Below are 17,072 nucleotides of genomic sequence, written 5' to 3' on the forward strand. Positions count from 1 at the left end.
AAAGTAATGTTCATAGAAATCAGTAGAGTTAGTTCCCTCTAGTTTCATTTTCCACTCCTTTATAGAATTCCTTAGTAGATCTCATATTGAATTCATTATTTAGGTGTGTATGTGTTGGCATTTTGTCGTTATTATCCTTCCTGTATCGCTCTATATAGGCTTTTAGTATGTCTAGCTTAGTTTCCCCTATCTGTAAGTATCCGGCATAATCAATCTGCCAACGAAGGAGATCGCTATGCGTAAAGCCCGTTTTACTGAGCATCAGATCATCGCTGTGATTAAGTCGGTTGAAGCCGGACGAACTGTTAAAGATGTCTGCCGGGAGACCGGTATCTCTGAAGCCACCTACTACAACTGGAAGTCCAGATACGGCGGCATGGAGGCTTCTGATATTAAAAAGATCAAGGATCTTGAGGACGAGAACCGACGTCTCAAACAGATGTTTGCCGACCTGAGCCTTGAGAACCGGGCGCTGAAAGACGTTATCGAAAAAAAGCTTTAAAACCAGCCTTTAAGCGTGAGCTGGTCACTCATCTGATAACGACATTTGGACTCAGTATCCGTCAGGCTGTAAATAGACCCGTTTTAGTTCCATGCATTTTTTGAGATCCCGGCCAAATAATGGTGCTGTCGGTATTCCTCCGGTGTCATATTGTTCAGTGATTCATGCGGGCGTTCACAGTTATATTCTGACAACCATTTCTCCGTGATTTCCCGCACTTCACTCAGCGTTCTGAACAGATAAAAATCGAGTATTTCTGTACGGTATGTCCGGTTAAAGCGCTCAATAAAAGCGTTCTGCGTCGGCTTACCCGGCTGAATAAATTCCAGTTTTACTGCATGTTGCTCTGCCCATTCAGCCAGTGCCAGAGAGATAAATTCCGGACCATTATCCATGCGTAGCATGACCGGATAGCCGCGATTTGCCGCAATCCTGTCGAGTACACGGACCACGCGCAAAGCTGGCAGATTCAGATCGATTTCAATCGACAATGCCTCACGGTTAAAGTCATCAACGACATTGAACGTGCGAAAACGACGGCCACAGACCAGAGCATCATGCATAAAATCGACAGACCAGCTCTGGTTCAGCGCTTCCGGTGTGGCCAGTGGCGAGGGATTACGCACCGGCAACCGTTGTTTGCCTTTACGGCGAAAATTCAGCTTCAGCAGACAATAAATACGATGGATCCTTTTGTGATTCCACGGGTATCCCTGCCGCCGCAGAACCTGGAAAAGTTTTGGAAAACCGTATCGTGGGTATCGCTCTGCCACTGCCTGCAACGCGACAATAACAGGTTCGTCACGCGTGGTATCCGGACGGTAATGGTAAACCGTTCTGCTCAGGTTCAGACTCCGGCAGGCCTGACGGATACTGAGTCCAAATGTCGTTATCAGATGAGTGACCAGCTCACGCTTAAAGGCTGGTTTTAAAGCTTTTTTTCGATAACGTCTTTCAGCGCCCGGTTCTCAAGGCTCAGGTCGGCAAACATCTGTTTGAGACGTCGGTTCTCGTCCTCAAGATCCTTGATCTTTTTAATATCAGAAGCCTCCATGCCGCCGTATCTGGACTTCCAGTTGTAGTAGGTGGCTTCAGAGATACCGGTCTCCCGGCAGACATCTTTAACAGTTCGTCCGGCTTCAACCGACTTAATCACAGCGATGATCTGATGCTCAGTAAAACGGGCTTTACGCATAGCGATCTCCTTCGTTGGCAGATTGATTATGCCGGATGATCTCTAAATGTGAATGGCACGATTATGCGGGATGTTTACACAATGATTTCTACCATCTCCAGCCCCTTCTCTTCAGCATACGTCCTCGCTGCCGATAGCTGGCGGTCTTTTGTCGTTCCCTTGTCTTGTCGGTCACTTGACCAACGGATGTAGCTGTAAAGTTAAGGCATGATGTATAATCCGAGTTTTCCTGAGCAATGTATTGTACAAAATAATGTCTAAGATTGGATTTATATCATTAGGGTGCCCGAAAAACCTCGTCGATTCTGAACGCATCCTGACCGAACTTCGTACCGAAGGCTATGACGTTGTGCCAAGCTACGACGACGCGGATATGGTTATCGTTAACACCTGTGGCTTTATCGACAGCGCGGTTCAGGAGTCGCTGGAAGCAATCGGCGAAGCGCTGAACGAAAACGGGAAGGTGATCGTCACCGGCTGTCTGGGCGCGAAAGTCGATCAGATCCGTGAAGTCCACCCGAAGGTGCTGGAAATCACCGGACCGCATAGCTACGAACAGGTTCTGGAGCACGTTCACCACTATGTGCCCAAACCAAAGCACAACCCGTTCCTGAGCCTGGTTCCTGAACAGGGCGTCAAGCTCACTCCGCGTCATTATGCCTATCTGAAAATTTCTGAAGGCTGCAACCACCGCTGCACGTTCTGCATTATTCCGTCGATGCGTGGCGATCTGGTGAGCCGTCCGATTGGCGACGTCCTCAGCGAAGCCAAACGTCTGGTGGATGCGGGCGTGAAAGAGATACTGGTCATTTCTCAGGATACCTCCGCGTACGGCGTGGATGTGAAGCATCGCACCGGTTTCCATAACGGCGAGCCGGTCAAAACCAGCATGGTTGATCTGTGCGAGCAGTTATCAAAACTGGGGATCTGGACTCGTCTGCATTACGTCTATCCCTACCCGCACGTTGATGACGTGATCCCACTGATGGCGGGAGGGAAAATCCTGCCGTATCTGGACATCCCGCTGCAACATGCCAGCCCGCGTATTCTTAAGCTGATGAAACGCCCAGGCTCCGTGGACAGACAACTGGCACGCATCAAGCAGTGGCGTGAAATCTGCCCTGAACTGACGCTGCGCTCAACCTTCATTGTCGGTTTCCCGGGTGAAACGGAAGAAGACTTCCAGATGCTGCTCGACTTCCTGAAGGAAGCGCGTCTGGACCGCGTGGGCTGCTTTAAATACAGCCCGGTAGAAGGCGCTGGCGCCAATGACCTGCCGGACCAAATCCCGGAAGAGGTGAAAGAGGAACGCTGGAACCGCTTTATGCAATTGCAACAGCAAATCTCTGCTGAACGTTTGCAGGAGAAAGTGGGCCGCGAAATTCTGGTTATCGTTGATGAAGTTGACGAAGAAGGCGCGATTGGCCGCAGCATGGCTGACGCCCCGGAAATCGACGGCGCGGTATACCTGAATGGCGAAACCAAGGTGAAACCTGGCGATATCATCCGCGTGAAGGTCGAAAACGCTGATGAATACGATCTGTGGGGCACCCGCGTTTAAATAAGCGCAACCCAACTGTAGGCCGGATAAGCGTTACGTCTTATCCGGCCCTGTGATTTATCCTTTAATTTTCGGGTCCAGCGCGTCGCGCAGACCATCTCCGAGTAAGTTAAACGCCAGCACCGTCAGGAATATCGCCACCGCCGGGAAAATCGCCACGTGCGGCGCGATCACCATATCAGCGCGGGCTTCATTGAGCATTGCCCCCCACTCCGGGGTCGGCGGCTGCGCACCCAATCCCAGAAATGACAGGCTCGCGGCAGAGATAATCGACGTGCCAATACGCATGGTAAAAAAGACCACGATCGATGAAACCGTACCCGGCAAGATATGGTTGAAGATGATGGTCGCATCGCTGGCGCCAATACTGCGCGCGGATTCAATAAAGGTCTGCTGCTTTAGCACCAGCGTATTTGCGCGCACCAGCCGCGCGAAGGCCGGAATGGAGAAAATGGCCACGGCAATAATCACGTTTGCAATGCCGCTGCCCAGCACGGCGACCACGGCTATCGCCAGCAAAATACCCGGAAAGGCGAACAGCACATCGCAGATACGCATAATCAGTCGATCCCACCAGCCTTCGTAGTATCCCGCCAGCAGACCCAGCACGGTGCCAATCGCTGCGCCAATAAATACGGCAAAGACCCCCGCCGCCAGCGAGATTTGCGCCCCCACCAGCACACGGCTAAAAATATCCCGCCCCAGCGAGTCAACGCCGAACCAGTGCAGCATCGACGGTCCGTCATTCAGACGGTCATAATCGAAGTAATTCTCGGCATCAAATGGCGTTAACCAGCGAGCAAAAATCGCCACCATTATTAGCAGCACGACAAATAACCCCGCTAACATCGCCATGCGCTGGCGACGGAAACGACGCCAGAATTCATGCCACGGCGTGCGTATCTGCTCAGGCTTAACAAGGGGCATCGCATTTAAAATCGCCTGTCGGCGCCAGTTAAAAAATCGCATCCTTACTTGTACCTGATAGCCGGATTAATGGCGGCATAGAGCACATCCACCACTAAGTTAATAAGAATAAACTCCAGAGAAAACAACAGCACCTCGGCCTGAATCACCGGGTAGTCGCGCATTTCGACTGAGTCCACCAACAGCCGCCCAAGCCCTGGCCAGTTAAACACCTTCTCAACCACAATCGAGCCGCCAAGCAAAAAGCCAAACTGTAGCCCCATCATGGTGACCACCGGGATCATCGCATTGCGCAAACCATGTTTTAACACCACCCAGGTTTCACTCACCCCTTTGGCCCGCGCGGTACGCATATAGTCTTCACTGAGCACATCGACAAACGAAGCGCGGGTAAACCGGGCTAACACCGCAGCCACCGCCGCACCCAGGGTAATAGACGGGAGGATATAGTGCCGCCAGGTATCAGCGCCAACGGTGGGCAACCAGCCAAGCTCAACGGAGAATATCTGCATGAGCAGCATGCCGAGCGCAAACGCCGGGAAAGAGATCCCGGTGACGGCGAGCGTCATACTCAATCTGTCCGGCCAACGATTACGCCATACAGCAGCAATGATCCCTGCCGTCATGCCGAATAACACCGCCCACGCCATGCTGGCAATGGTCAGCCATAGCGATGGCATAAAACGACTGGCTATCTCTTCGGAGACCGGGCGACGAGAAACCATTGAGGTTCCAAAATCGCCTTGCAACACGTTAGTAATGTAATGCCAGAACTGAATATGCAGCGGCTGATCCAGACCCAACTGCTGGCGCACCAGTTCGATCACCTCAGCATCAGCCTCCGGTCCGGCAATCAGCCGGGCCGGATCGCCGGGTAGCAGGTGAACAAATAAAAATACCAGCACCGCTACAATCAACAGAGTTGGAATCAACCCCAGCAGGCGCTTGAAAACATAGTTAAGCATCACACTCCCTTCGCCGGCCCCTGTATGGCGGGGCCGGATGAATAGCTTATTTTAAATCCGCATCATCAAAGCTAAATCCGGTATCCGGCATGATCCAGAACCCGGTCAATCTGGTGTTGTGCGCCGAAATCAGTTGTTCCACTACCAGTGGGATCCACGGCGACTCTTTCCAGATAATATCCTGCGCATCCTTGTACAGCTTCGCTTTCTGGGCCGGATCGTTGGTTTGCAACGCTGCTGCTAAATCACTGTCCACCTGCTTATTGCTGTAGAACGCCGTATTAAACAGCGTTGGCGGCCAGTTTTGAGATGCAAACAGCGGTGACAGCGCCCAGTCTGCTTCACCCGTAGAGGCAGACCAGCCGGTGTAGAACATGCGTACCCCGCTCTCTTTCTGCGCTTTACCTTCGACTTGCGCCGCGCGCTGACCGGCATCCATCGCCGTCACCTGAGCCTTAACGCCCACCTGCGCCAGTTGCTGCTGGGTAAATTGCAGCACTTTCTGCGCGGTACTATGGTTATGAGAAGACCATAGCGTGGTGGTAAAACCGTTCGGATAACCCGCTTCTTTCAGCAGTTCGCGCGCTTTTGCCGGGTCGTATGGCCATGGCGTATAGCTTTGCGCATAGGCGATCGACGGAGGGAGAACGCCGGTTGCTGGCGTCGCATAACCGGCAAACGCCACTTTTACCAGCGCCTGACGGTTGATGGCATAATTCAGCGCTTCACGCACCTTCGGGTTATCGAACGGTTTTTGCGTGACGTTCATGCTGATGTAACGCTGCATAATAGACGGACTGGCCACCAGTTCCAGGTTTTTATTCTTCGTCAGTAGCGCCGCCTGCTCGTAAGGGATCGGAAAGGCAAACTGCGCTTCCCCGGTCTGCAGCATTGCCGCACGCGTGTTGTTGTCGGTCACCGGACGCCAGGTAATCGTATCCAGCTTTGGCAGCCCTTGCTGCCAGTAACCCGCGAACTTCTTAACCTTTACAAAATCCGTCTGATTCCAGGTCTCAAGCTGATACGGCCCGGTCCCCACGGGATGGAAACCGATCTCCTTGCCGTATTTCTCCAGCGCGGCGGGAGAGATCATCGCCGTAGCCGGGTGCGCCAGAATATTGATAAATGCAGAGAACGGCTGCTTCAGCGTTATCTTCACCGTCGACGGATCGACGACCTCGGTTTTATCGATATTCTTATACAGGTTGTAGCGTTTCAGATGGTTTTCCGGGTTGCTGGCCCGGTCGAGGTTAGCTTTAACCGCATCGGCGTTGAAGTCGGTGCCGTCCTGAAACTTCACGCCCTGTCGCAGCTTAAGGGTATAAGTCAGGCCATCATCAGAAACCGTATAACTCTCCGCCAGCACATTTTTCAGCTTCATCTCTTTATCAAGGCCAAACAGCCCCTGGTAAAACGACTTCGCTACCGCCTGCGACAACGTGTCGTTTGCGTCGTAGGGATCGAGGGTGGTGAAATTGGATCCTACCGCCACTACTACATCTTTGGCGGCCCAGCCAGGTGTGGCGGCCAGCGCAGAGGCCACTCCCACAGCAACCAGCCATTTTCGAGCAACAATTTTTGTCATGTTATTCTCCTTAAACCCTGCCTGCCTGTTATAAACGCGAAAGCGCATTTTCTGGTTGCGGACGCGCAACATAATGCCCCGGGCCAACTTGCTGTAGTGAAACGGGGGAAATCTCTTCACCGCGTTTGCGGATATTACTGGGGATATCATCCGACAGCAGCACGCGCTGGGGCCGGTGATGTGAGGGATCGGCGACCGGGACTGCCGCCATCAGTTTGCGGGTGTACGGATGCTGCGGATTTTCAAACACCGCGCGTCGGGTGCCGATCTCGACGATTTGCCCAAGGTACATCACCGCCACCCGATGACTGATCCGCTCCACCACCGCCATATCGTGGGAAATAAACAGGTACGCAATCCCCATTTCTCGTTGGAGGTCGAGCAACAGGTTGATAATTTGCCCGCGAATTGAGACATCCAGCGCCGAGACTGACTCATCGGCAATAATCACCTTGGGATTGAGCGCCAGCGCCCGGGCAATACAGATACGCTGACGCTGACCACCGGAAAACTCATGCGGATAGCGCCAGGCATGCTCAGGGAGCAATCCTACGCGTTCCAGCAGCCATGCAACCCGTTTTGCCGCCGCATCGCCTTGCAGTAGCCCATGCACCCGCAGCGGTTCTAAAATGGAATATCCCACGGTCTGACGCGGATCGAGCGAAGCATAGGGGTCCTGGAAGATAAATTGAATATCCCGACGCAGCGGCTGTAGCTTACTGGCGGCCAGGGTATCGATACGCTGTCCGTTGAAAACAATCTCCCCGCGTTGAGACTCTACCAGACGTAGCAGCGCCCGACCGGTGGTGGATTTCCCGCAGCCTGACTCCCCCACCAGCGAGAGCGTCTCCCCGGGCCACAGGTCAAAGCTGACGTTTTCCACCGCATGCACCTCGCGGGTCACCCGATTAAGAATGCCGCTGCGCAGCGGAAAACGCGTCACCAGATTACGTACCTGCAAAATAGGCTCGCCTTCAACCACGGTATCCTGTTCAGTCTGTGGTTCTACATGGCTGGGATCGTGTAACGAAATGAGTGGAAACCGGCGCGGGTACGCTTGTCCGGTCATCGCCCCAAGCTGCGGCACGGCTGCCAGCAGCGCTTTGGTGTAAGGATGCTGGGGAGCGTGAAAAATCTGCTCAACGCTGCCGGTTTCTACCGCCTCGCCCTGATACATCACCAGCACGCGATCGGCAATATCCGCCACGACGCCCATATCGTGGGTAATAAAGATCACTCCCATCGACATATCCTGCTGCAACACTTTTATCAGTTGCAGGATCTGTGCCTGAATAGTGACATCCAGCGCGGTAGTCGGTTCATCGGCAATTAAAACCGCAGGGCGACACGATAGCGCCATGGCGATCATTACCCGCTGGCGCATGCCGCCAGAAAGCTGGTGCGGATAGCGCGATAAAATAGCCTTCGCCTCGGGGATACGCACCTGGTCGAGCATCCGTTTCGCTTCCACCATCGCCTCTTCGTGGCTGGCCCCCTGATGCAAACGGATTGACTCAGCAATCTGCTCACCCACGGTAAATACCGGATTAAGCGATGTCATGGGCTCCTGGAAGATCATGGCGATATCTGCGCCACGCACGTGACGCATCCGCGACGCGCTCTGTTCACCCAGCTCAATAACCTGTCGGTTACGGCGTCGAAGGAGCATTTCATCGCAGCTCACCTCGCCGCCTGACTGTTCAATCAAACGCATCAGCGACAAGGCTGTTACCGACTTTCCTGAACCGGATTCACCCACTATCGCCAGCGTTTCACCACGCTTCAGGCGAAATGACAGATTACGCACCGCACTGATGCGCTGTTGCTCCTGTTCAAAGGCAATGTTCAGGTTGCTGACTGCCAGCACGTCGCAGGCGTCAAGCTCATCACTGTGTGGCAACGGTATCTCCTTTTTCCCGATAAATACCGGTGGTTGGCGTATCGCCTGCATATCCCCAGGCACGGTACATGCCTTCGCTGTTAAAGGGCAAGGCGACGTTGCCCTCGTGATCGACGGCAATTAAACCGCCGCTACCGCCGAGCGCCGGTAATTTTTCCATTACTACGCGTTCGCACGCCTCCGATAAACTCAGGCCGCCATAGTCCATCAACGCCGCAATGTCATAGGCCGCCAGCGCACGAATAAAGACTTCACCGGTTCCGGTGCAGGAAACGGCCACACTTGCGTTATTGGCATAACAGCCAGCGCCGACCAGCGGACTGTCACCTACCCGACCCGGTAATTTATTGGTCATTCCGCCGGTCGATGTTGCCGCCGCCAGATTGCCAAACATATCCAGCGCGACCGCACCCACAGTACCCATTTTGTTGTTTTCATCCAGCGGGGTCGCGCTATGATCCAGCACCGTTTCACCCGCCGATTGCGCTGCCAGCAGTTGAGCGTAGCGTTCTGGCGTCGAGAAAATATCCGCCGAAACGCGCTCCATACCCTGCGCAATGGCAAAGTTTTCAGCCCCTTCACCTATCATCATGACGTGTGGGCTGTGTTCCATCACCAGGCGTGCCGCGAGAATTGGGTTGCGCAGATGGCTAACCCCGGCGACGGCTCCCGCGTTTAGCGTATTACCGTCCATCACACAGGCGTCCAGTTCATGGGTTTCATCACGGGTATACACCGCGCCAATTCCGGCATTAAACAACGGACACTCTTCCAACAAACGCACGGCTTCGGTGACCACATCCAGTGCGCTACGACCGTCTTCAAGCATCCGTTGGCCGGTTTCAACGATATCCGACAGCGCTTGTATATAACGCAATTCTTGCTCCTGGCTCAGTAACGCGCGGGTGATAGCCCCTGCGCCGCCGTGAATTGCAATGACTGCTTTACCCATTTTATTCGTCCATTAGGTGGCGGGTACTGGGGGGTTATAAATATCAGAATTTCGGTGACTTATTGATTCGATTTTTGAATATAGAAAGATGCAGACGTCATGTAAAGGTAAAGGCTCGCACCTCACACCCCGTCTCATCAGGCCATTCAGATGTGTTTAACGGAAAGGAGATCTCTCGACGTTGGTGCTAAATTATTCAAGCCGATCGGTAATCTGTTTTTTTGCATAAAATACAAAGCGTTCTACAGACGGCATACACGCTGCCCAGTTATGTTTGGTTAACCCCAGATATTCCGCACGCGCTGCTTGCAGCAAATCAGCATGCTCAGCGGGTAATTGCGGCAGAAGCCAGGATGCGGCCTCATCTTTAGCGACAATATTACCCGTAACCACGCTATACCAGATACGTGCCAGAGCAAGGATGATATTACGCTCGTCCCCCTCTAAATCAGCCGGTTTCTGCCACATCTCAAGGATATGCCGAAATGTTTGCAATACATCGCTAAACGGAATGACGTTAAATAACATCTCAGCCGGTTCACCGAACAGCGGTACGCTGGCGCGCCGGGCCTGGGTCAGCAGAATAGAAAGATCAGCATCCACCATTGCCAGTTCAAACACGCCAGCGCGAATATCATCACGCAGCCATTCGCCAAACTGCATTTCTCTCGCCGGTGGAAATCGCCACGGCACGATCTGCGAGTGCAGAACAACGGTCACTTCCAACGCACGATATGGCCCGGAGGTGCCGGGAGGCGCTGAAATGGTCAGCAAATCCTGCATCAGTTTTTTTCTTTGTCGGGCATTTATGGGTTCACGCAGGGTGACCAATAAATCAATGTCGCTTTGGGGTTTTAAGCCGCCTTCAACCGCAGAGCCATACAAATGAAGGGCAATGAGATTCCCCTCGAAAATCTGACGGATGCACGCACTGGCGGCCTCCACCTGTCGTCGAATTGCGTCTGGAATAATATTGGCCATTTAGCCCCCTGGGAAAAAAGAGCGGAAATATTGAGTCTATACTGCATTCTTCCTGCAGCGCTATCCCTGGCACAAAACCTTTACCAGATCTGATTCTAAGTCTGAGGTAGCATACTGCCCGCGTCCATTTTCTGACATAATGAGCAGATTCGATTTTGCCCCGCAGGAGTCTTCTCATGGAATTTACCGCCGGACTGATGCCGCTTGAAACGGCTCTCTCTCAGATGCTTTCGCGTATTACCCCGCTCACCGCCGTCGAAACGCTGCCGCTGGTTCAATGTTTTGGCCGTATTCTGGCCACCGACGTTGTCTCCCCCATTGATGTACCGGGATTCGATAACTCAGCAATGGATGGCTATGCGGTACGATTAGCCGATTTACAATCTGATCAGCCGCTTGCGGTGGCGGGTAAAGCCTTTGCCGGTCAGCCTTTCCATGGCGAGTGGCCTGCGGGAACCTGCATCCGTATTATGACCGGCGCCCCGGTGCCTGCTGGTTGTGAAGCAGTGGTGATGCAGGAGCAAACGGAACAAACTGACGACGGGGTGCGTTTTACCGCCGAAGTCCGCCGCGGGCAAAATATTCGTCTGCGCGGTGAAGATATTGCAAACGGCGCGGTGGTGTTTCCCGCCGGGACTCGCCTGACAACCGCCGAGCTTCCCGTTTTGGCTTCGCTCGGTGTTGCCGATGCTCCCGTAGTGCGCAAAGTCCGCGTGGCGCTGTTCTCCACCGGTGATGAACTGCAGTTGCCAGGTCAGCCGCTGGGAGACGGGCAGATTTATGACACTAACCGTCTGACCGTTCACCTGATGCTGCAACAGTTGGGCTGCGAAGTGATCAACCTGGGGATTATTCGCGACGATCCCAACGCGCTGCGTGCCGCGTTTATCGAAGCCGACAGCCAGGCCGATGTCGTCATCAGTTCCGGCGGCGTTTCAGTAGGCGAAGCGGATTACACTAAAACTATTCTGGAAGAGCTGGGAGAAATTGCCTTCTGGAAGCTGGCCATCAAACCGGGCAAACCGTTCGCGTTTGGCAAACTGAGCAACAGCTGGTTTTGCGGTCTGCCGGGTAATCCAGTGTCTGCGGCCCTCACCTTCTATCAACTGGTACAACCGCTCCTGGCGAAACTCAGCGGCAACACCGCCTGTGGACTACCGCCTCGCCAGCGCGTGCGCACCGCTTCACGCCTGAAGAAAACACCTGGCCGTCTGGATTTTCAGCGCGGTGTATTGCAGCGTACCGCTGAAGGCGAACTGGAAGTCACCACTACCGGGCACCAGGGCTCGCATATTTTTAGCTCTTTTAGCCAGGGTAACTGTTTTATCGTGCTGGAGCGCGATCGCGGTAACATCGAAGCTGGCGAATGGGTTGAGGTCGAGCCATTTAACGCACTGTTTGGAGGCTTGTAATGGCAGAACTCAGCGACCAGGAGATGATGCGCTATAACCGGCAAATCATTCTGCGCGGCTTCGATTTCGAAGGTCAGGAAGCGCTCAAGGAGGCGCGGGTACTGGTCGTTGGTGTGGGAGGACTGGGATGCGCAGCAACTCAGTACCTTGCAGGCGCTGGCGTCGGGCATTTAACCTTGCTCGACTTTGACACAGTCTCCGTGTCGAACCTCCAGCGCCAGACGCTGCACAGCGATGCGACCGTTGGACAGCCAAAAGTGTTATCCGCCCGCGACGCACTGGCGCGGATTAACCCTTATATCGCCATTACGCCGGTGAATGCGCTGCTGGACGAGAGCGAGATTCACACGCTTATTACCGAACACGATTTGGTGCTGGACTGTACGGATAATGTCAGCATCCGCAATCAGTTGAATGCCGGATGCTTCGCCGCCAGGATTCCGCTGGTTTCCGGTGCGGCAATTCGCATGGAAGGACAAATTACCGTATTTACCTACCAGGAAGGAGAGCCCTGCTACCGTTGCCTGAGCCGTCTGTTCGGTGAAAACGCCCTGACCTGCGTAGAGGCCGGAGTGATGGCCCCGCTGATCGGCGTGATCGGCTCGTTACAGGCGATGGAAGCCATTAAGCTACTGGCTAACTACGGTAAACCGGCTTCAGGAAAAATCGTCATGTACGACGCCATGACCTGCCAGTTTCGCGAAATGAAGCTGATGCGCAATCCCACCTGTGAGGTCTGCGGGAGTTAGCAGAGAAATCGTCGGCACCGCACTATTGCCAGAGGGCGATGCTAATGCCTCCAATCAGGCCTACAACAGCGCATTGTGTAGGCCGGATAAGGTGTCAGCCGCCATCCGGCAAAACAGACTTACAGAGAAGTGCGTCCAAATGCGCTCTGCCAGTCGTGCTCGAACTTCGCTACGGCAGCATCAACGGCCGGAGAGCTAATCATCTGCTGAGCGACATCCAGCGGCAGCGTGATGGACTCGCAGCCTGCCAGCAGGCAATCCAGCGCCTGACGCGGCGTTTTAAAACTGGCGGCCAGTACTTTGGCGTGCGGGGCATGCATTTTCAGTAAGGTCTGCAGATCGGTCACCGTCTGAATGCCGTCCCCCCCCTGCGCATCCACACGGTTAACATATGGCGCAACGTATTCGGCCCCCGCAAGCGCAGCTAATAGCCCTTGAGCAGCGCCGTATACCGCGGTACCCAACGTCGGGATCCCTTCTTCTTTCAGCAATTTAATGGCCGTCAGACCCTCTGCCGTGACGGGCACTTTGACCACGATATCCGCAATGATTGCCCGCAGCTTACGCGCATCACTGACCATGCCTTCGGCGGTGGTCGCCATTACCTGAGCAAACAGGCGTCCTTGCCCTCCCATCGCTTCCTGCAGTTGCGGCAGTAACACGTCCAGCGTCTGCTTACCTGCCGCCACAATGCTTGGGTTAGTGGTCACCCCTGCCAGCGGAAAAACCCGCGCCAGAGCTTTTACCGCGTCAACGTCAGACGTATCTAAATAGAGTTCCATAACCTTTCCTCAAACGAATAATTAGCATGAATAAAAGGTAGCACGGCGAAACCTCACGGTTAGTTGACGTACGTCAATATAACTTTCATTCGAAAGTAATTTAATCTTTATACGAAAGATGAGAGGCCGCTTATGATTTTCAATATCCAGCGCTATTCCACACATGATGGTCCCGGTATCCGTACTGTAGTGTTCCTTAAGGGATGCTCTCTGGGCTGTCGGTGGTGCCAGAATCCGGAAAGCCGCGCCCGCACGCAGGATCTGCTCTATGACGCGCGTTTGTGCCTCGACGGTTGCGATCTCTGTGCTCAGGCCGCACCGAAGGTGATTGAACGCGCGCTGAGTGGATTGCTGATTCATCGCGAAAAACTGACCGATGATGCGCTCACGGCGCTGACCCACTGCTGTCCAACCCAGGCGCTGACCGTCTGCGGAGAGGAAAAAAGCGTGGACGACATCATGGCGACCGTAGTGCGTGATAAACCGTTTTACGATCGCAGCGGCGGGGGTCTCACCCTGTCTGGCGGTGAACCCTTTATGCAGCCAGAACTGGCGGCAGCGCTGCTCAAAGCCAGCCACGATGCAGGTATTCATACAGCGGTTGAAACCTGTCTGCATGTCCCGTGGAAGTATATTGAACCGTCATTACCTGACGTCGACCTGTTCCTGGCCGATTTAAAACATGTCGCCGACGCGCCGTTTAAACAGTGGACCGATGGCAGCGCCTCTCGCGTACTGGAAAATCTGAAAAAACTGGCCGCCGCCGGTAAAAAAATGGTTATCCGCGTCCCCCTGATTCAGGGGTTCAACGCTGACGAAGCCGCTATTCAGGCCATTACCGATTTTGCTGCCGACGAGCTTCACGTCGATGAGATCCATTTTTTGCCCTACCACACGCTGGGCATCAACAAATACCACTTACTCAGTCAACCCTACAACGCACCGGATAAACCGCTTGATGCGCCTGCGCTGCTCGAATTTGCCCAGCAGTACGCCAGCCTGAAAGGTTTAACCGCGACCCTACGAGGATAATCGCCATGACCACTCTGAAACTGGACACACTCAGCGACCGTATCAAAGCGCATAAAACGGCCCTGATCCACATCGTGAAGCCGCCGGTTTGTACCGAGCGCGCCCAGCACTATACCGAGATGTACCAACAGCATCTGGATAAACCTATTCCGGTTCGCCGCGCGCTGGCGCTGGCCCATCATCTGGCGGAACGCACCATCTGGATCAAGCATGACGAACTGATCATTGGTAACCAGGCAAGCGAAGTGCGTGCCGCGCCAATCTTCCCGGAATACACCGTGTCGTGGATTGAAAAAGAGATCGATGACCTCGCCGACAGGCCGGGCGCGGGCTTTGCGGTAAGCGAAGAGAACAAACGCGTGTTGCACGAGGTGTGTCCATGGTGGCGTGGTCAGACCGTGCAGGATCGCTGCTACGGGATGTTTACGGACGAGCAGAAAGGGCTGCTGGAAACCGGCATTATCAAAGCCGAAGGTAACATGACCTCTGGTGATGCACACCTGGCGGTAAACTTCCCGCTGCTGCTGGAAAAAGGTCTCGACGGCCTGCGCCACAAAGTTGATGAACGTCGTTCCCGCATCAATCTGACATGTCTGGAAGACCTCCATGGCGATCAGTTTCTGAAAGCGATTGATATCGTGCTGGAGGCCGTCAGTCTGCACATTGAGCGCTTTGCCGCGCTGGCACGTAAAATGGCGGCCACGGAAACTCGCGCCAGTCGTCGTGATGAACTGCTGACCATGGCGGACAACTGCGATGTGATCGCCCATGAGCCGCCAAAAACGTTCTGGCAGGCGCTGCAGTTGTGCTATTTCATCCAGTTGATCCTGCAAATTGAATCAAATGGTCACTCAGTGTCGTTTGGTCGCATGGATCAGTACCTCTATCCGTTCTACCGTCGTGACGTAGAACTGAACCAGAGCCTCGATCGTGAGCACGCCATTGAGCTGCTGCACAGCTGCTGGCTGAAACTGTTGGAAGTGAACAAAATCCGCTCCGGCTCCCATTCGAAAGCCTCGGCGGGTAGCCCGCTGTATCAGAACGTGACCATTGGTGGCCAAAACCTGGTTAACGGTCAGGCAATGGATGCCGTCAATCCGCTCTCCTACGCTATTCTGGAATCCTGCGGTCGCTTGCGTTCTACTCAGCCAAACCTGAGCGTGCGTTATCATGCAGGGATGAGTAATGATTTCCTGGATGCCTGTGTACAGGTGATCCGCTGCGGCTTCGGGATGCCTGCCTTTAATAACGACGAAATCGTCATACCTGAATTCATTAAGCTTGGCATTGAACCGCAGGACGCCTATGACTATGCGGCCATTGGTTGCATCGAAACCGCCGTTGGCGGCAAATGGGGCTACCGCTGTACCGGTATGAGCTTTATTAACTTTGCCCGCGTGATGCTGGCAGCGCTGGAAGGTGGTCGCGATGCCACCAGCGGTAAAGTATTTCTGCCACAGGAAAAAGCGCTCTCAGCTGGTAACTTCAACAATTTCGACGAAGTGATGGATGCCTGGGATGCGCAGATTCGCTACTACACGCGTAAATCTATCGAAATTGAGTATGTTGTCGACACCATGCTGGAAGAGAACGTACACGATATTCTGTGCTCTGCGCTGGTAGATGACTGTATTGAACGCGCGAAAAGCATTAAGCAAGGCGGCGCGAAATACGACTGGGTATCGGGTTTGCAGGTGGGTATTGCCAACCTCGGCAATAGCCTGGCTGCGGTGAAGAAACTGGTCTTTGAACAAGGCGCTATCGGTCAGCAGCAACTGGCCACCGCGCTGGCCGACGATTTTGACGGTCTGAGCCACGAACAATTACGCCAGCGGCTGATCAACGGCGCACCGAAATACGGCAACGATGACGATAGCGTTGATACGCTGCTGGCTCGTGCTTATCAGACCTATATCAATGAGTTGAAACAGTATCATAATCCGCGTTATGGACGTGGCCCGGTTGGCGGCAATTACTACGCGGGTACCTCATCGATCTCCGCAAACGTACCGTTTGGCGCGGCAACGATGGCCACACCGGATGGTCGTAAGGCGCACACTCCGCTGGCAGAAGGCGCAAGCCCGGCTTCCGGAACGGACCATCTCGGCCCAACAGCGGTAATTGGCTCGGTGGGTAAACTGCCGACCGGTTCAATCCTCGGCGGCGTGTTGTTAAACCAGAAGCTGAACCCGGCCACGCTGGAGAATGAATCCGATAAGCAAAAGCTGATGATCCTGCTGCGTACCTTCTTTGAAGAGCACAAAGGCTGGCATATTCAGTACAACATTGTCTCCCGTGAAACGCTGCTGGAAGCCAAAAAGCACCCGGATCAGTATCGTGACCTGGTGGTCCGTGTAGCAGGTTATTCGGCCTTCTTCACCGCGCTGTCTCCAGATGCGCAGGACGATATTATCGCACGTACTGAACATATGCTGTAATCCCCCTTACCCGGCGGCATTTCGCTTGCCGGGTATTCTTCTTTCGAATGAAATAAATTTGTGCTTTAGCTCACATTGTTATTAAAATGTT

At 54.0% G+C, this 17,072-nt stretch carries 13 protein-coding genes and 1 pseudogene; 6 read left to right on the top strand and 8 right to left on the bottom strand.

Going from position 1 to position 17,072, the window contains the following annotated elements; genetic code table 11:
- Nucleotides 1-235 precede the first annotated feature (235 nt).
- Nucleotides 236-570, top strand: a pseudogene (locus HV345_RS15615) (transposase); the annotation flags it as partial.
- 15 nt (nucleotides 571-585) lie between these two features.
- Here HV345_RS15615 and HV345_RS15620 read toward each other — a convergent pair.
- A protein-coding gene (locus tag HV345_RS15620) for an IS3 family transposase (protein WP_181632868.1) occupies nucleotides 586-1,697 on the bottom strand; the annotation gives its coding sequence in 2 pieces (ribosomal slippage) (nucleotides 586-1,436 and nucleotides 1,436-1,697; 1,113 coding nt in all).
- 253 nt (nucleotides 1,698-1,950) lie between these two features.
- On the opposite strand from HV345_RS15620, the gene rimO reads away from it, so the two are divergent.
- Entirely contained in the window at nucleotides 1,951-3,258 is a 1,308-nt protein-coding gene (rimO, locus tag HV345_RS15625; protein WP_181635784.1) for a 30S ribosomal protein S12 methylthiotransferase RimO, read from the top strand.
- A 57-nt stretch (nucleotides 3,259-3,315) separates the two neighbouring features.
- Here the strand turns inward: rimO and gsiD are convergent, their stop codons facing one another.
- From gsiD to HV345_RS15655, 6 genes are all read right to left on the bottom strand, one after another.
- Complete coding sequence (gene gsiD / locus HV345_RS15630; protein ID WP_016156084.1) at nucleotides 3,316-4,227, bottom strand: glutathione ABC transporter permease GsiD; 912 nt, start codon at nucleotides 4,225-4,227, stop codon at nucleotides 3,316-3,318.
- 2 nt (nucleotides 4,228-4,229) lie between these two features.
- Nucleotides 4,230-5,150, bottom strand: coding sequence for a glutathione ABC transporter permease GsiC (gene gsiC / locus HV345_RS15635; RefSeq protein ID WP_016152391.1), 921 nt, complete (start codon nucleotides 5,148-5,150; stop codon nucleotides 4,230-4,232).
- A gap of 46 nt (nucleotides 5,151-5,196) precedes the next feature.
- The gene (gene gsiB, locus HV345_RS15640; protein ID WP_153690563.1) at nucleotides 5,197-6,735 is read right to left on the bottom strand and encodes a glutathione ABC transporter substrate-binding protein GsiB; all 1,539 of its coding nucleotides are present in this window, start codon (nucleotides 6,733-6,735) and stop codon (nucleotides 5,197-5,199) included.
- Nucleotides 6,736-6,763: 28 nt separating this feature from the next.
- Nucleotides 6,764-8,635: a glutathione ABC transporter ATP-binding protein GsiA gene (gsiA, locus tag HV345_RS15645; protein WP_047415279.1), complete on the bottom strand. Its 1,872-nt coding sequence runs from the start codon at nucleotides 8,633-8,635 to the stop codon at nucleotides 6,764-6,766.
- Nucleotides 8,622-9,587, bottom strand: coding sequence for a beta-aspartyl-peptidase (gene iaaA / locus HV345_RS15650; RefSeq protein WP_016156081.1), 966 nt, complete (start codon nucleotides 9,585-9,587; stop codon nucleotides 8,622-8,624). The genes gsiA and iaaA overlap by 14 nt, the downstream gene beginning before the upstream one ends.
- Nucleotides 9,588-9,779: 192 nt before the next feature.
- A complete protein-coding gene (locus HV345_RS15655; RefSeq protein WP_181626295.1) occupies nucleotides 9,780-10,568 on the bottom strand; it encodes an aminoglycoside adenylyltransferase family protein in 789 nt (262 codons plus the stop codon).
- A 176-nt stretch (nucleotides 10,569-10,744) separates the two neighbouring features.
- Here HV345_RS15655 and moeA point away from each other — a divergent pair, with 176 nt between their 5' ends.
- Together moeA and moeB are read left to right on the top strand one after the other, a co-directional pair.
- A complete protein-coding gene (moeA, locus tag HV345_RS15660) occupies nucleotides 10,745-11,980 on the top strand; it encodes a molybdopterin molybdotransferase MoeA (protein WP_181635785.1) in 1,236 nt (411 codons plus the stop codon).
- Nucleotides 11,980-12,729 (top strand): molybdopterin-synthase adenylyltransferase MoeB, encoded by a 750-nt coding sequence (gene moeB, locus HV345_RS15665; RefSeq protein ID WP_016152385.1) that lies wholly within the window; start codon nucleotides 11,980-11,982, stop codon nucleotides 12,727-12,729. Before moeA ends, moeB begins: the two co-directional genes overlap by 1 nt.
- A 119-nt stretch (nucleotides 12,730-12,848) precedes the next feature.
- On the opposite strand, the gene fsa is transcribed toward moeB, so the two are convergent.
- Nucleotides 12,849-13,511 carry a fructose-6-phosphate aldolase gene (fsa, locus tag HV345_RS15670; RefSeq protein WP_019076360.1) on the bottom strand — a complete coding sequence of 221 codons (663 nt, stop codon included), beginning with the start codon at nucleotides 13,509-13,511 and terminating at the stop codon, nucleotides 12,849-12,851.
- Between the two features lie 132 nt (nucleotides 13,512-13,643).
- Between fsa and HV345_RS15675 the strand changes: the two genes are divergently transcribed.
- Both HV345_RS15675 and HV345_RS15680 read left to right on the top strand, forming a co-directional pair.
- A complete protein-coding gene (locus tag HV345_RS15675; protein WP_016152383.1) occupies nucleotides 13,644-14,543 on the top strand; it encodes a glycyl-radical enzyme activating protein in 900 nt (299 codons plus the stop codon).
- A gap of 5 nt (nucleotides 14,544-14,548) precedes the next feature.
- A complete protein-coding gene (locus HV345_RS15680; RefSeq protein WP_181635786.1) occupies nucleotides 14,549-16,981 on the top strand; it encodes a glycyl radical protein in 2,433 nt (810 codons plus the stop codon).
- The last annotated feature ends 91 nt before the right edge of the window (nucleotides 16,982-17,072 follow it).

This window comes from Citrobacter sp. RHBSTW-00986 (assembly GCF_013783065.1).
Lineage (GTDB): Bacteria > Pseudomonadota > Gammaproteobacteria > Enterobacterales > Enterobacteriaceae > Citrobacter > Citrobacter braakii.

Coding starts and splice junctions, on each gene's coding strand:
- rimO (WP_181635784.1), top strand. CDS start 1,951: ATGTCTAAGATTGGATTTATATCATTAGGGTGCCCGAAAAACCTCGTC.
- gsiD (WP_016156084.1), bottom strand. CDS start 4,227: ATGCGATTTTTTAACTGGCGCCGACAGGCGATTTTAAATGCGATGCCC.
- gsiC (WP_016152391.1), bottom strand. CDS start 5,150: ATGCTTAACTATGTTTTCAAGCGCCTGCTGGGGTTGATTCCAACTCTG.
- gsiB (WP_153690563.1), bottom strand. CDS start 6,735: ATGACAAAAATTGTTGCTCGAAAATGGCTGGTTGCTGTGGGAGTGGCC.
- iaaA (WP_016156081.1), bottom strand. CDS start 9,587: ATGGGTAAAGCAGTCATTGCAATTCACGGCGGCGCAGGGGCTATCACC.
- HV345_RS15655 (WP_181626295.1), bottom strand. CDS start 10,568: ATGGCCAATATTATTCCAGACGCAATTCGACGACAGGTGGAGGCCGCC.
- moeA (WP_181635785.1), top strand. CDS start 10,745: ATGGAATTTACCGCCGGACTGATGCCGCTTGAAACGGCTCTCTCTCAG.
- moeB (WP_016152385.1), top strand. CDS start 11,980: ATGGCAGAACTCAGCGACCAGGAGATGATGCGCTATAACCGGCAAATC.
- fsa (WP_019076360.1), bottom strand. CDS start 13,511: ATGGAACTCTATTTAGATACGTCTGACGTTGACGCGGTAAAAGCTCTG.
- HV345_RS15675 (WP_016152383.1), top strand. CDS start 13,644: ATGATTTTCAATATCCAGCGCTATTCCACACATGATGGTCCCGGTATC.
- HV345_RS15680 (WP_181635786.1), top strand. CDS start 14,549: ATGACCACTCTGAAACTGGACACACTCAGCGACCGTATCAAAGCGCAT.